The 13,943-nt window shown below is 69.7% G+C and carries 16 protein-coding genes and 1 pseudogene; 8 read left to right on the forward strand and 9 right to left on the reverse strand.

Annotated elements, in window-relative coordinates; all coding sequences use genetic code 11:
* The 4 genes and pseudogenes from OS124_RS0116885 to OS124_RS0116900 all read right to left on the reverse strand — a co-directional run.
* A pseudogene (locus OS124_RS0116885) lies at window positions 1–845 on the reverse strand (efflux RND transporter periplasmic adaptor subunit); the annotation flags it as partial.
* 96 nt (window positions 846–941) lie between these two features.
* Window positions 942–1,481 carry a molybdenum cofactor biosynthesis protein B gene (gene moaB, locus OS124_RS0116890; RefSeq protein WP_010141007.1) on the reverse strand — a complete coding sequence of 180 codons (540 nt, stop codon included), beginning with the start codon at window positions 1,479–1,481 and terminating at the stop codon, window positions 942–944.
* A 1-nt stretch (window position 1,482) separates the two neighbouring features.
* The gene (locus OS124_RS0116895; RefSeq protein ID WP_010141008.1) at window positions 1,483–2,085 is read right to left on the reverse strand and encodes a LysE family translocator; all 603 of its coding nucleotides are present in this window, start codon (window positions 2,083–2,085) and stop codon (window positions 1,483–1,485) included.
* On the reverse strand, window positions 2,086–2,871 hold the full coding sequence (locus tag OS124_RS0116900) for a uracil-DNA glycosylase (RefSeq protein WP_010141009.1): 786 nt from the start codon (window positions 2,869–2,871) through the stop codon (window positions 2,086–2,088). It abuts the gene before it with no gap.
* A gap of 129 nt (window positions 2,872–3,000) precedes the next feature.
* Here OS124_RS0116900 and OS124_RS0116905 point away from each other — a divergent pair, with 129 nt between their 5' ends.
* The 6 genes from OS124_RS0116905 (at window position 3,001) to OS124_RS25040 (ending at window position 8,010) form a co-directional block, all read left to right on the forward strand.
* Window positions 3,001–3,951 carry an aspartate carbamoyltransferase catalytic subunit gene (locus tag OS124_RS0116905; protein WP_010141010.1) on the forward strand — a complete coding sequence of 317 codons (951 nt, stop codon included), beginning with the start codon at window positions 3,001–3,003 and terminating at the stop codon, window positions 3,949–3,951.
* Between the two features lie 157 nt (window positions 3,952–4,108).
* Window positions 4,109–4,657 carry a hypothetical protein gene (locus OS124_RS0116910; protein ID WP_010141011.1) on the forward strand — a complete coding sequence of 183 codons (549 nt, stop codon included), beginning with the start codon at window positions 4,109–4,111 and terminating at the stop codon, window positions 4,655–4,657.
* 25 nt (window positions 4,658–4,682) lie between these two features.
* Window positions 4,683–5,279 (forward strand): hypothetical protein, encoded by a 597-nt coding sequence (locus OS124_RS26185; RefSeq protein ID WP_010141012.1) that lies wholly within the window; start codon window positions 4,683–4,685, stop codon window positions 5,277–5,279.
* 122 nt (window positions 5,280–5,401) lie between these two features.
* Window positions 5,402–6,694, forward strand: coding sequence for a dihydroorotase (pyrC, locus tag OS124_RS0116920; RefSeq protein ID WP_010141014.1), 1,293 nt, complete (start codon window positions 5,402–5,404; stop codon window positions 6,692–6,694).
* Window positions 6,687–7,298: a glycerol-3-phosphate 1-O-acyltransferase PlsY gene (gene plsY / locus OS124_RS0116925; RefSeq protein WP_029375518.1), complete on the forward strand. Its 612-nt coding sequence runs from the start codon at window positions 6,687–6,689 to the stop codon at window positions 7,296–7,298. Before pyrC ends, plsY begins: the two co-directional genes overlap by 8 nt.
* A 124-nt stretch (window positions 7,299–7,422) precedes the next feature.
* The gene (locus OS124_RS25040) at window positions 7,423–8,010 is read left to right on the forward strand and encodes a GbsR/MarR family transcriptional regulator (RefSeq protein WP_010141016.1); all 588 of its coding nucleotides are present in this window, start codon (window positions 7,423–7,425) and stop codon (window positions 8,008–8,010) included.
* A gap of 145 nt (window positions 8,011–8,155) precedes the next feature.
* Here the strand turns inward: OS124_RS25040 and OS124_RS0116935 are convergent, their stop codons facing one another.
* The 5 genes from OS124_RS0116935 to OS124_RS0116955 form a co-directional block, all read right to left on the reverse strand.
* Window positions 8,156–8,518, reverse strand: coding sequence for a hypothetical protein (locus tag OS124_RS0116935; RefSeq protein WP_010141017.1), 363 nt, complete (start codon window positions 8,516–8,518; stop codon window positions 8,156–8,158).
* A 42-nt stretch (window positions 8,519–8,560) separates the two neighbouring features.
* Window positions 8,561–9,931: a glutamate--cysteine ligase gene (locus OS124_RS0116940; RefSeq protein WP_010141018.1), complete on the reverse strand. Its 1,371-nt coding sequence runs from the start codon at window positions 9,929–9,931 to the stop codon at window positions 8,561–8,563.
* 79 nt (window positions 9,932–10,010) lie between these two features.
* A complete protein-coding gene (locus OS124_RS0116945; RefSeq protein ID WP_010141019.1) occupies window positions 10,011–10,529 on the reverse strand; it encodes a hypothetical protein in 519 nt (172 codons plus the stop codon).
* Window positions 10,526–11,389, reverse strand: a complete 864-nt coding sequence (locus OS124_RS26190; RefSeq protein WP_010141020.1) for a GNAT family N-acetyltransferase — start codon at window positions 11,387–11,389, stop codon at window positions 10,526–10,528. The genes OS124_RS0116945 and OS124_RS26190 overlap by 4 nt, the downstream gene beginning before the upstream one ends.
* Window positions 11,386–12,135 carry a 16S rRNA (uracil(1498)-N(3))-methyltransferase gene (locus OS124_RS0116955; protein ID WP_010141021.1) on the reverse strand — a complete coding sequence of 250 codons (750 nt, stop codon included), beginning with the start codon at window positions 12,133–12,135 and terminating at the stop codon, window positions 11,386–11,388. Before OS124_RS0116955 ends, OS124_RS26190 begins: the two co-directional genes overlap by 4 nt.
* Window positions 12,136–12,146: 11 nt before the next feature.
* On the opposite strand from OS124_RS0116955, the gene ubiA reads away from it, so the two are divergent.
* Together ubiA and OS124_RS0116965 are read left to right on the forward strand one after the other, a co-directional pair.
* Complete coding sequence (ubiA, locus tag OS124_RS0116960) at window positions 12,147–13,136, forward strand: 4-hydroxybenzoate octaprenyltransferase (RefSeq protein ID WP_010141022.1); 990 nt, start codon at window positions 12,147–12,149, stop codon at window positions 13,134–13,136.
* A 60-nt stretch (window positions 13,137–13,196) separates the two neighbouring features.
* On the forward strand, window positions 13,197–13,943 hold a 747-nt coding region (locus OS124_RS0116965), incomplete at its 3' end, for a BON domain-containing protein (protein WP_010141023.1).

Here is a 13,943-nt window from a genome sequence, read left to right on the forward strand (position 1 = left end):
TCCAGCAGGCGCGAATACTGCGGCGTCGACACCCGGAAGGCCACCTCGAGCGCCACCGGGTCGATCAGCTCGGCCAGCACCTCGTTGGCGGAGACCAGGCGCCCCTCGACCAGCGTCACCCCCGAGAGGGTGCCGTCGAACCCGGCGCGCAGCACGGTGTCGTCCAGGTCGCGCTCGGCCTCCGTCATGGCGATGCGGGCGCGGTCGAGCGCGGTCGCGGCACTGTCGATCCGCGCCTCGGCCGCGGCCTCGGCATTGCGCGCCGAAAGCACCGACTGCCGCGCCGACGAGGCCGCAAGTTCGGCCTCTTCCTGGGCTGCGGCAGAGCCGACGCCACGATCCATCAGGGTATTCTGGCGGTCCAGCGCCCGGGCGCGCAACTGGGCCTGGTCCTCGGCGGCGGCAAGGGTATCGCGGGCGATCTCGACCGCGCGGGCGGCGTCGCGCACCTCGGCCTCGGCATCGGCCAGGTCGGCGCGGGCACGGTCCCGGGCCGCCTCGGCCTGCGCAGGGTCGATGCGCAGCAGCACCTGCCCCGCAACCACCTGCCCGCCCTCGACGAATTCCGGCGCCAGCGCGATCACCGGACCGGCAGCGGCAGAGCGCAATTCCAGCGTTCGGCGGCTCTGCACCTCTCCGAAGACCGAGAGCACGGGGGCGATGGTCTCGGACCGGGCGGAGACCACGTTCACGGCGAACTCACGCTCCTGCCCGCGCGGCATGAAGGGTTCACGGCTCATCCGCACCTCGACCGCATCGCGGACAAGGCTGCCGGCATAGGCCACCAGCCCCAGCGTCACCGAAAGAAGGAACAGCCCCATCAGGCTGCGGGTGAGAAAGCGCATGGCGTAGGGTCCGTTCAATACCTGGCTGGCGGGAGTCTTCCCGAACTTGTTCAATATGCCAAGAAACAAGGCCGTTACGCGTTAATACGCGCCGGCTCAGACTTTCCGTCGCATTTTTTCGTCAAGGCGGGGCATTATTTCAACGAAGTTGCAGGGCATGTGCCGGTAATCCAGCTGCTTGACCAGGATTTCGTCCCAGGCATCGCGGCAGGCACCGGGGCTGCCGGGCAGCGCGAACAGGTAGGTGCCCCCCGCAACCCCGCCCGTGGCGCGGCTCTGCACTGCCGAGGTGCCGATCTTCCTCATGGAGACGATGGTGAAGACGGTCGAGAAGGCGTCGATCTCCTTCTCGTAGACATCGCGATGCGCCTCGACGGTCACGTCGCGCCCGGTCAGCCCAGTGCCGCCGGTCGAGATCACCACGTCGACCTCTGCGTCGGCCACCCAGGCGGCCAGCTGGTCGCGGATCAGGGCACGCTCGTCAGGCAGGATCTCGCGGCGGACGAGGTGGTGCCCAGCGGCCTCGATCCGCGCGACCAGCGTGTCGCCCGAGCGGTCCTCGGCAAGGGAACGGCTGTCCGAGACGGTCAGCACGGCGATCCGGACGGGGATGAAGGGGCGGTCCGTGGCGGCCATCTCAGGCCCTCCCGCCCAGCATCAGGCGCAGCGCCAGCGCGGCGAAGATGCCCGCCGAGAGACGCCGCAGCCAGGGGCCCGTGCCGGGCATGCGGGCGCGGGCCACCCCGGCCAGCGCCCCCGCCAGCCCGTTGACCACGAAGCCGCCCGCCGAGAGCACGGCGCCGAAGACCAGGAACTGCGGCAGCAGCGGCGCCGAGGCATCGACGAACTGCGGCACGAAGGCGAGGATGAAGAGGATGACCTTGGGATTGGTCAGATTGACCAGCAGCCCGTCACGGAAGGGCCGCGCCGGGCGCAGGTCCGGCCCCGAGGCCTCGGCGCGCAGGATCTGCCAGGCCATCCACAGCAGGTAGCCCGCACCGATCCAGCGGATCGCCAGCAGCGCACCGGGATGGGCCGCAACCAGGCCGCCGACGCCAAGCCCGGCCACCGTGGCATGGATCAGCCCGCCCAGGGCGACGCCGCCGCTGGCCCGCCAGGCGGCCCCCGGTCCGGCCCGCAGCCCCTGCCCGGCGCAGAACATCATGTCCGCCCCCGGCGTCAGGTTCAGCGCCAGCGAGGCGGGGATGAAGGTCAGCAGCACGACAAGCTCGATCGGCATTCAGAGATCCTCCAGCTTCGCCCTGAGCGAGAGCAGGTCCGACCAGGCCTCGCGCTTGGCCTGGGGCTGGCGCAGCAGGTAGGCGGGGTGGGTCATCGGCAATGCGGGCAGCCCGAAGGCCTGGGCCCAGGTGCCGCGCAGCTTCAGGATGCCGCGTTTGTTCATCGCCGCCTGGCAGGCGATATTGCCCATCAGGACAAGAACCTGCGGCTGCACCAGCGCCACGTGCCGCTGCACGAAGGGCAGCATCATGGCGATCTCTTCCGGCTTCGGGTCGCGGTTCTGCGGCGGCCGCCAGGGCAGCACGTTGGTGATGTAGACCGCCTCTTCGGGCTCTTCCGCGCCGCGCGCCAGGCCGATGGCCCCCAGCATCCGGTCCAGCAGCTGGCCGGCGCGCCCGACGAAGGGGCGCCCCTCACGGTCCTCGTCGCGGCCCGGTGCCTCGCCCAGGATCATCACCCGCGCCTTCGGATTGCCGTCGGAAAAGACCAGGTTGCGCGCCCCGCGCTTGAGGTCGCAGTGTTCATAGGCGGCCATGGCCTCGCGCAGCGCCTCGAGGCTGGCCGCACCCTGCGCCGCCTGCCGGGCAATGTCCGAGGCGTCGATCTCCTGCCGGACCACCGGGGCCTCGGGCTGGTTGCGCCGCGCCTTCGGCGCTTCGACGGGCAGGTCGAAACGGTCCACCGGCTCATCCGAGATGCATTCGTCCACGCCCATCTCGACCTGCCATTCCAGCAGGGCCCGGGCCAGGTGCCAATCCATCTCTTGCGGCTGCGTCGATTCCATGGGGGCCACCCTATCCCGCCGCCCCGGCACAGGAAAGCGCCCGTGGCCGCGCGGCGCTGCGGGCAGGCATTGCCGCCGATGGCCGCCCCGGCCTATAAGCCCCCAAGCAGCAGCGCGCAGGAGATCCCCATGAGCTTCAGGCAGACCCACCTTCTCGGCATCGAACGCCTGGCGCCGGACGAGATCACCACCCTGCTGGACCTGGCCGAGGACTACGTCGCCCTCAACCGCTCGGCCGACAAGCATTCCGACGCGCTGGCCGGGCTGACCCAGATCAACATGTTCTTCGAGAACTCGACGCGCACCCAGGCCAGCTTCGAGCTGGCGGGCAAGCGCCTTGGGGCCGACGTGATGAACATGGCGATGCAGGCCAGCTCGGTGAAGAAGGGCGAGACGCTGATCGACACCGCGCTGACGCTGAACGCCATGCACCCGGACCTGCTGGTGGTGCGGCATCCGAATTCCGGCGCCGTCGACCTGCTGGCGCAGAAGGTGAACTGCGCCGTGCTGAACGCCGGTGACGGGCGGCACGAACACCCGACGCAGGCGCTGCTGGATGCGCTGACCATCCGCCGCGCCAAGGGTCGCCTGCACCGCCTGAACATCGCCATCTGCGGCGACATCGCGCACAGCCGCGTGGCGCGTTCGAACCTGCTGCTGCTGCACAAGATGGAAAACCGCATCCGCCTCGTCGGCCCGCCGACCCTGGTGCCCGGCGCCTTCGCCGAGCTGGGCTGCGAGGTCTATGACAGCATGGAAGAGGGTCTGAAGGACGTCGACGTCGTGATGATGCTGCGCCTCCAGAAGGAACGTATGGACGGCGGCTTCATCCCGTCCGAGCGCGAGTATTACCACCGCTACGGGCTGGACGCCGAGAAGCTGGCCCATGCCGCCCCCGATGCCATCGTCATGCACCCCGGCCCGATGAACCGCGGCGTCGAGATCGACGGCACCATCGCCGACGACATCAACCGCAGCGTGATCCGCGACCAGGTCGAGATGGGCGTGGCTGTGCGCATGGCGGCGATGGACCTGCTGGCGCAGAACCTGCGCGCCCGCCGCGCCGAAGCCGCCGCCTGAGCAGTCCGCACTGAACCGGCCCGCCTGCGCCTGCGGGGCGAAAGCGACACGGGCCCTGCACCCTTGCGGGGCCCTTCGCCTTTCCGCCATCTTTCCCGAAGGCAGCGCGGGCGATGATCCCGCGCCGCGACCGGTCCGCGATGCAAGAGGAGCCAGGATGAGGCAGAGCAACAGGCAGGCCAGCGCCCCCGAAGGCTGGGAAGGACTGCTGGAGCAGGGAGAGTCGATCCTCTGGCAGGGCCGGCCCGACGGCCGGATGACCCTGCGCCAGATCAACCCCATGCAGCTTCTTTTCGGCCTGTTCTTCGCAGGTTTCGCGCTGTTCTGGATGATCATGGCAGCGCAGGCCGGGGGCGCTTTCTGGATGTTCGGCCTGCTGCATTTCTCGGTCGGCATCGGCATCGCCATCGGCAAGCCGGTGCTTGATCCCCTCAAACGGCGACGGACATGGTACACTCTGACCAATCGCCGTGCCTTCATCGCCCGCCATACCCTGCTGGGTCACCGGACACTGGACAGCTACCGCCTGACGCCTGCTTCAAGGGTCAGCTTCCTCCCCGGCTCGCCCGCCTCGGTCCTCTTCGCCGAAGACGAGGTTCGGGTGAAACGCGGAACCCGCACCCGCCGCATCGGGTTTGAACGGATAGAGGACGCGCGCGAGGTCTTCGCCCTGATCGAGCAGGTCCGGGCAAGGCAGACCGCCTGAGGACCCCTGCAACGAAAGGCCCGCCATGCCCCAGCCAGACCCCGTCATCCCCGCCAGCGCCGAGGTGCTGACCCTCGGGCCCACCGACCGCGAGGCGGTCTTCGTGCTGGCCGTCGACCCGGAAACGCCGCAGATGGCGCCGCTGCTGGCGCCGAAGCGGCTGAACGGTCACGCCGGGCAGACCGTCGCCGGGATCCTCGGCCTGACGCCCGATCAGGAAGGCGAGGTCGAACTGGTCAACCCCGCCGATCTCGAGGGCATCGGCCTTGCGGGCTACCTGATCGAGGGGCTGGGTCTGGACGCCACCGGGATCGCCGGCGACCGCGACCGGCTGGAGGCGCTGACCGCCCCCGTGGTGCTGCTGCGCGGCCGTGTCGCCGGGCTGGAAGACCGGGTGCTGCCCCTGCCCCGCGGCCTCAGCCTGGTCGGACGCTATGGCACCACGTACACGCCAATCGGCCTGGCGCCGCTCTCGGCGCGGGCGGCGACGGGCACCCTGCCCCCGGTGACGGGCCCGCTGCCGACGGGCGGACGCCTGTCGCGCCCCTGGCAACTGGTGCTGATCATCGGTGGCCTGGCCCTGCTGGGCGCGCTGTTCTGGCTGGCGCTCTCGCTGCTCTGAGCCTCGCCGCCATTTCCCGCCTACCGCCCTGCGCGCGCTTGCTTTATAGCGGGCTTCAGAGGCCGGCGCGGCCCCGCCGTGCCCGCGCCTCTTCCTGACGACCCGAGCAGCAAGGCCCGCCGATGACCACCACGCTTCTGACCAATGCCATCCTCATCGACCCCGAAACCGGGACGGAGGCACCGGGAAGCCTGCTGATCGCCGGGGGCCGTATCCTCGCCACGGGCGCCGAAGCCGAAAAGGCCGGGGCCGAGAGTGTGATCGACTGCGGCGGCCTTTGCCTTGCCCCCGGGATCGTCGATATCGGCGTCAAGGTCTGCGAGCCCGGTGAGCGGCACAAGGAAAGCTTCGGCACCGCCGGACGCGCGGCGGCGGCGGGCGGGGTGACCACCATCGTCACCCGTCCCGACACAAATCCCGCCATCGACAACCCCGAGACGCTGGAATTCGTCACCCGCCGCGCCCGCGAGGATGCGCCGGTCCGCGTGCTGCCCATGGCCGCGCTGACCAAGGCCCGCGAGGGCCGCGAGATGACCGAGATCGGCTTCCTGATGGATGCCGGTGCGGTGGCCTTCACCGATTGCGACCGCGTGGTCACCGATACCAAGGTGCTGCAACGTGCCCTGACCTATGCCAAGGCGCGCGGCGCGCTGGTGCTGGGCCACATCCAGGAACCCGGCCTGAGCAAGGGCGCCTGCGCCACCTCGGGCAAGTTCGCCGCGCTGAAGGGCCTGTCCGCCGTCTCGCCCATGGCCGAGCGCATGGGGATCGACCGCGATGTCTCGCTGCTCGAGATGACCGGCGCACGCTACCATTTCGACCAGGTGACGACGGCCCGTGCCCTGCCCGCGCTGGAACGGGCCAAGAGGAACGGGCTGGACGTCACCGCCGGGGTCTCGATCCACCACCTGACGCTGAACGAATACGACGTCTCGGACTACCGCACCTTCTTCAAGGTGAAGCCGCCCCTGCGCGCCGAAGAGGACCGCCAGGCGGTGGTCGAGGCCGTGGCCTCGGGGCTGATCGACATCATCTCCTCGATGCACACGCCGCAGGACGAGGAAAGCAAGCGCCTGCCGTTTGAAGAGGCCGCCTCGGGTGCCGTCGGGCTGGAAACCCTGCTGCCTGCCGCCATGCGGCTGGTCCACGCAGGGGACCTGACCCTGCCGGTACTGTTCCGCGCCCTGTCACTGAACCCCTCGAAACGCCTCGGGCTGGAAACCGGCCGCCTCACCGCTGGCGCCCCTGCCGACCTCGTGCTCTTCGACCCCCACGCCCCCTTCGTGCTGGACCGCTTCAAGCTGCTGTCCAAGTCCAAGAACACCCCTTTCGACAGCGCCCGCATGCAGGGCCGAGTCCGTGCCACCTTCGTCGGCGGTCAACAGGTTCACGGAGAGCCCCTGAATGCTGCCTGAGATCACCTCTTCCGCGCTGACCCTGCTGCTGGCAGGCGGGCTCGGCTATCTGCTGGGCTCGGTCCCCTTCGGCATCGTGATTGCCCGCGCCTTCGGGCTGGGTGACCTGCGCCAGATCGGGTCCGGCAATATCGGCGCGACCAACGTGCTGCGCACCGGCAACAAGCTGGCGGCCTTCCTGACCCTGATCCTGGACAGCGGCAAGGGCGCGGCGGCGGTGCTGATCGCCCGCGCGCTGGCCGGAGAGGACGCCGTGCAGCTGGCCGGTTTCGCGGCCTTCCTCGGCCATTGCTTCCCGGTCTGGCTGGGCTTCCGGGGCGGCAAGGGCGTGGCGACCTTCCTCGGCACCCTGCTGGCCTTTTCGTTCCCGGTCGGCCTCGCGGCCTGTGCCACCTGGGCGCTGATGGCGGCGGTCTTCCGCATCTCCTCGCTCTCGGCGCTGACGGCGGCGGCGGCCACGCCGCTCTGGCTCTGGGCGCTGGACCGGCCGCAGGCGATCGCCCTGGCGCTGGCCCTTGCGGTGCTGATCTTCATCCGCCACGCCCCCAATATCCGCCGCCTGCTGAAAGGCGAAGAGCCCCGCATCGGCGGCCGCAAGGGCTGACACCCTGCCCACAATTGCGGCCCTGACGCCGCAGCCCCCGACCTCTGCCACCGCAGGATGCGCCGCCGTTTGGTGAAATCGCGACCGCGTGCTATGGCGATCCAAGGCGACGGGGGAGGGAACCATGGCTGAACTGAGCCGCGCAATGCAGGGCGTCATCCTGCATTGGGGTGAAATGGGCAACCGATGGGGGCTCAACAGATCAGCGGCGCAGATCCTCGCCCTGCTGCACCTCTGGCCCGAACCGCTTTCGGCCGGAGAGATCAGTGCCACGCTGGGGCTGGCGCGCTCCAACGTCTCGGCCGGCCTGAAAGAGCTTCAGAGCTGGCGCGTGATCGAACTGAGCCGCCGACTGGGCGATCGCAAGGACTATTTCACCTCGCCGCGCGACATGGATGACCTGGCCCGTGCCATCGCCCGCGCGCGGCGCGAGCGCGAAATGGTGCCGGCGCTGGACGTGCTGGAAACCCTGCTGGAGGCGGCCGCCGGCGACGGCACCCCGCCCCGCATCCGCGACCGGATGGCCGCAACCGCCGCCACCCTGACCCGCCTCGACGCCGTCATGCTGCAACTGGGCGAACTGCCCGCCGCGCAGCAGGCACAGATGGTTGAGCTGGGCGAGGACCTCGCCGATCTGCTGACGCCCGAACAGGACGATGCGGCCCAGCCAAGGGCAGACAAACCCAAGAAGAAAAAGAAGAAAACCGCCTGATCCGAAGATTGGCGGCGCCCCTGCCGGGCCGCCTCCGAAGCGTTCTCACGACTTGGCCGCCGGCCCAGTGGAAAGAGGCGACCGGCGCCAGACGTCCCGTGGCACCCGCTGTCGCCCGCGTCGGGCGCCGGGAACGCCGGGCCGGTCAGTCGACCGGCGTCGCGTCGACCAGATCGACCAGCCGCGCCATCTTGCGATAGATCCCCGTGAGGGTCAGCGCGCCGCCTCCGAACAGGATGATCCCGACGAACCCCGAGACCACCAGCACCGCCGCGCTCAGCCAGACCTCAGCGGGCCCGGCCCGCTGCGAGCCGCTCTCCAGCGCGTCCAGCACCGCCGCGGGGTCGGAAGCGCCCAGCATCGGCGCCGCAATGCCCAGCTGTTCGAGACCGGGAAGCACCTGCCCGCTGGCCACCAGGCCTGCCGCCAGGATACAGACGGCAATCGCCGCGATCCCGCAGAACAGCAGGATCAGGGCCTCGAAGGCCCGGATCATGAAATGTCGCATCGTCCCTCCGTTCCGACCCGCGGGCGGAGGGACGCCCGGGGGTCAGTAGCTGTAGTCAGCGAAGATGCGGGAGATGTCCCCTCCCCATTCGCCACGGTATCTTTCCAGTAGCTCGTCCGCCGGCACAAGCCCGCTTTCCACGCTTTCCTTCAGCGCGTTGAGGAAATGCGTCTCGTCGGGGATCAGGCCGCCTGCTCCGGGGCGGGCGCGGGCCTTGAGGCCGGCTTCGGCGATCTCGAGCACCTGGCGGGCCAGGTCGTGCATGTCGATGCCGTCGACCTTGCCCTGCAGGCCCTGGTCGGCAGCGGCGACGCGCAGGGCCTCGCGCTGCGGCGCGGTCCAGCCCTTGACCAGGTCCCAGGCGGCATCCAGCGCGCCCTGGTCGTACATCAGCCCGACCCAGAAGGCAGGCAACGCGCAGAGGCGGCGCCAGGGGCCGCCATCGGCGCCGCGCATCTCGATGAACTTCTTCAGCCGCGCCTCGGGGAAGGCGGTGGTCAGGTGGTCGGCCCAGTCCGACAGCGTCGGCTTCTCGCCCGGCAGCGCGGGCAGCTCGCCCTTCAGGAAGTCGCGGAAGCTCTGGCCCAGGGCGTCGATATACTTGCCGTCGCGGTAGACGAAGTACATCGGCACATCCAGCGCATACTCGGCCCAGGCCTCGAAGCCGAAGCCCTCGTCGAATACGAAGGGCAGCATCCCGGTGCGCGCCGCGTCGAGGTTGCGCCACACCCAGGAGCGGTAGGATTTCATCCCGTTCGGCTTGTTTTCGAAGAAGGGCGAATTGGCGAACAGCGCCGTCGCGACGGGCTGCAGCGCCAGCGCCACGCGCATCTTCTGCACCATGTCCGCCTCGGAGCCGAAATCGAGGTTCACCTGCACGGTGCAGGTGCGGCGCATCATCGTGGTGCCGGTGGTGCCGACGCGGCCCATGTAGGCATCCATCAGCTTGTAGCGGCCCTTGGGCATGAGGGGCATTTCCTCATGGCTCCAGGTCGGCGCGGCGCCGAGGCCGATGAAGCCGACGCCGATCTGATCGGCGATGCTCTTCACCTCCTTCAGGTGCTCGTTCACCTCGTCGCAGGTCTGGTGGATGGTCTCAAGCGGAGCGCCCGACAGCTCCAGCGCGCCGCCAGGTTCGAGGCTGACATTGGCACCGTCCTTGGTCAGGCCGATCAGCTTGCCGCCCTCTTCCACCGGCGCCCAGCCATAGCGGTCGCGCAGGCCCGACAGGACCGCGTGGATCGAGCGTTCGCCCTCGTAGGGCAGCGGCTTCAGGCTGTCCTTGCAGTAGCCGAATTTCTCGTGCTCGGTGCCGATGCGCCAGTCTTCGCGGGGCTTGCAGCCCTCGGCCAGGTATTCCGCCAGCTGTTCGTGCCGCTCGATGGGGCCGCCGCCCGATTGAGGAATGGACATGGAAGGGTACTCCGTCGGGGTCTCTGGGGCGCCCGGCAGGGGGCGGGAGGGTTAGGTCTGAGCCGATTTCAGCCGGGTGTCAATGCAGCCGCAACCGGGCACGATCCCAGATCACGACAGGGTGAGGCGTCTCGGCCCGGGTGGCGCGCTGCACCTCGCTGACCAGTTTCTGGGTGCGCAGCCCGGGCAGCGCGGCGAAGATGTCAAAGAGCGCATCGGCGCCCTCGGCATCCAGCGGGATCATAAGGTCGGGTTGCCCCTGCTGCGCCAGCCGCCACGAGGGCGGCCGGGTGCCGGGATCCAGCGACAGGCGAGAGATCTCGCTCAGCGCCACGACGCCGCCGGTGAAGGGGCCAAAATAGGCGATCTGCCCCTCGTCGACCTTCACCACGCCGATGCCGCCCGCCGCGTTGCGGAATCGGGCCCGCTGCACACCTGCCAGCACCAGCGCGGCGCCGATCAGCGCCAGCACGCCGGCCAGCCAGGGGATGTAACCATAGGTGCCCAGAACGCCCCAGAGGCCAAGCGCCAGCACGACGGCGCCCAGCAGGGCCTCGCGCCAGCGCAGCAGCGCGCTGCGGAGCTCGGGGCGGATCACGCCGCGACCCCGCCGGGAATGGTCAGCACCCGGTCGGGCATTGCCACCCGGTAGCTGCCGATGCGCTGAAAGCCGATGGCCTCGTAGGCCCGTGCCGCCGTCGGGCTGGCGGCGAACAGCAGCGCCATCCGGGCACCCGCGTCGCGCGCATGGGCCAGCACCAGCGCCGTCACCTGCCGCCCCAGCCCGCGATTGCGTGCCTCGCGCGGCACGAAGACCCCGCCGACCTGCACCACATCCGCCACCTGCGAATTCAGCGCCGCCATGGCCACCGGCCGGCCCTCCTCGACCATCAGGCGGCAGGGGTAGCCGGCCACGGCGTCGCGCGCCCGCCGCTCGGCCTCGTCCAGCGCCTCGGCGGGATCGGCGGGGGCCAGTCCAGTGTCGGTGATGTAGTCGAGGAACCAGCGCGTCAGCAGCGGCTCGTCCCCGGGTTGCGGCGCGCGGGTGGAGCCGGGCATCGCGGGCAGGTCGGACAGGTCGAGACGATAGAGCGGCTCGACCTCGTTGCGGCTGATCTCACCCGCCAGCCCGAGCGCCTGCAGGTAGGCACCCGCCTGATCGGCCTCGCCGGTCAGCCCGCGCATCCGCCGCCCGGCGAAATGCGTGGCGGCGGCCTGCAGCGCCTCGGGCTCGGCGCCGGGGCATTGCAGCATCAGGAAGCCGCGCCCGGAGATGCCAAAGACAGCGCGGATATCGCCCTCGGCAGGCCAGATCAGGTAATCGCCGGAATAGGGATGTTCGGTCAGCCCGACGCCCTCGGCGGCAAGGTTGCTGCGCAGGAACATCGAAGTCTCGGGGTAGCGCGCCAGGAAGGCCTCCATGGCGGGGATGTCCGAGGGGGCGGCCTCGCGGATCATGTCCAGTCCCCCAGCGTGGCGTGCCAGAGCGTCAGCGCCGCCACCGCCGCCGTATCGGCGCGCAGGATGCGGGGGCCAAGCTGCACCGGCCAGACATTCGGGTGGTTGTGCAGCCGCTTGCGCTCGGCCACCGAGAAGCCGCCCTCGGGGCCGATCAGCACCGCCCAGGGGCCCTTCGGCGCCTCGGACAGCCTGCGCGGCGCGCCATCCGGCGTGCCGTAGGAGGCATCGGCGAAGGCCTCGTCGCAGAACATCAGCTGGCGGTCCGCCGGCCAGTCTGCCAACAGCCGGTCCAGCCGGGCCAGGTCGTCGACCTCGGGCACATAGGTGCTGCCGCATTGCTCGGCGGCCTCGACGGCATGGGCCTGGGCGCGGTCGCGGCGGATACGCTCGGCGTTTGTGAACTCGGTCTGCACCGGGCAGATCCGCGCCACGCCGATCTCGGCCGCCTTCTCGACGATAAAATCGGTGCGCGCCTTCTTGATCGGCGCAAAGAGCAGCCAGAGATCCGGGGGCGTCCCCTGCTCCGCCGAGAGGCGACGGCATGTCAGTTCCCCGCCCCGCTTGCCGGCGCTGGTGACCTCGGCCTGCCATTCGCCGTCACGACCGTTGAATAGGGCCACCAGGGCGCCCTCGACCAGCCGCATCACCCCGAAGAGGTAATGCGCCTGGTCACGTTCCAGTGGAACGGTTTGCCCTTCCCCCAGCGGGTGCTCTACACAGAGCCTGATCTTCGCCATATCCATGGGGCCTACATATGACCAGCGGACCGACGACGCCAGAGCAAGACCTGGGCAAACCCACCGGAGCGGGCCAGGTTTCGGACGCCGTGAAGGGCAACTGGGTGGACGAGATCGCCCCCGCCTGGTCCCGCCCCTACCTGCGGCTCTCGCGCGCCGACCGTCCCATCGGCACCTGGCTGCTGCTGCTGCCCTGCTGGTGGAGCCTGCTGCTGGCCATCGTCGCCGGGGGCGATCCCCGCTGGCAGGACCTGTGGGTCTTCGCCGGCTGCGGCGCGGGGGCCTGGCTGATGCGGGGCGCGGGCTGCACCTGGAACGACATCACCGACCGCAACTTCGACGGCATGGTCGAGCGCACGCGCTCGCGCCCCATCCCCTCGGGGCAGGTTTCGGTGAAACAGGCCGTGGGCTGGATGGTGGCGCAGGCGCTGGTGGCCTTCGCCATCCTGCTGACCTTCCCGCCGCTGGCGATCCTGCTGGGGGTGATCTCTCTGGCGCCGGTCTGCATCTATCCCTTTGCCAAGCGCTTCACCTGGTGGCCGCAGATCTTCCTGGGCCTCGCCTTCAACTGGGGCGCCATCCTCGGCTGGGCCGCCCATGCCGAAAGCCTCTCGTGGCCGCCCTTCGTGCTCTATGTCGCCGGGATCTGCTGGACGCTGTTCTACGACACGATCTATGCCCACCAGGACAAGGAGGACGACGCGCTGATCGGCGTGAAGTCCACCGCCCGCCTGTTCATGGAGCGCACCCCCGCTTGGCTGGCGCGCTTCCTGGTCGCCACTGTCTCGCTGTTCGGCATTGCCGTCATTGGCGCGCTGATGCCCCAGGCCGGCCCCGGAGCGCTGGTTCTGGCGCTGCTCGGGCCCTGGGCCATGGGCTGGCACCTGCTCTGGCAGCTCAGGCGCTACGATGACACAGACATGGACGGGCTGCTGATGCTTTTCCGGTCCAATCGCAACGCAGGCCTGCTGCCCTTGCCGTTTTTCGCCGCCGCAATCCTGCTCTGATTGCCAAGAGTGACCCGCAGGTCTACAGATCTCAGGAACCGAAACGACCCAAGACCGCCCATGCGCCTCTCTGCCATCGCCATCCTCGCCGGCTCTTTCGTCGCCGCCGCCGCCGGGAGCCTCGTGGCTGCAGGTTTCGCGGTCAGCAAGATCGAAGCCACCTCGGAATACTCTGTCCGCCAGGCCCTCGACCTGAACGACCTGGCCTGGGCAGAGGTGGCCGCAGATGGCCTGCAGGTTGTCCTGAGCGGCGTTGCCCCCACCGAGGCGCGGCGCTTCTCGGCAAAGTCCGTCGCCAGCACCGTGGTCGATGCCTCGCGGGTGATCGACAGCATGCAGGTGCAGTCGCGCACCGGCATTGCCCCGCCCCGCTTTTCGGTCGAGATCCTGCGCAACGGCCCCGAGCTGTCGCTGATCGGCCTGATCCCGATGCAGTTCGACCGTGACGACCTGGTCGAGCGGGCCGAGCGGCTGCGCGGCGTCGATGATGTCTCGGACCTGCTGCAGACCGCCGACTATCCGGTCCCGCGCGGCTGGAACGAGACGGTGGACTACGCCCTGATCGCGCTGCGCCTGCTGCCGCAGTCCAAGATCTCGCTCTCGGCCAATTCGGTGTCGATCACCGCGATGAGCCAGAGCACCGAGGAAAAGCGCAAGCTGCAGGCCGAGCTGACCCGTGCCGCCGGCACCCAGATCGCGCTGGCCCTCGACATCTCGGCCCCCCGCCCCATCGTCGCGCCCTACACGCTCGCGCTTCGTGCTGGACGGGAAGGGCGCGTTTCGATGCCTGTACCGCCGACACCGAGG

Origin of the sequence: Oceanicola sp. S124, assembly GCF_000220565.1 — a bacterium.
Classification (GTDB): domain Bacteria; phylum Pseudomonadota; class Alphaproteobacteria; order Rhodobacterales; family Rhodobacteraceae; genus Pseudooceanicola.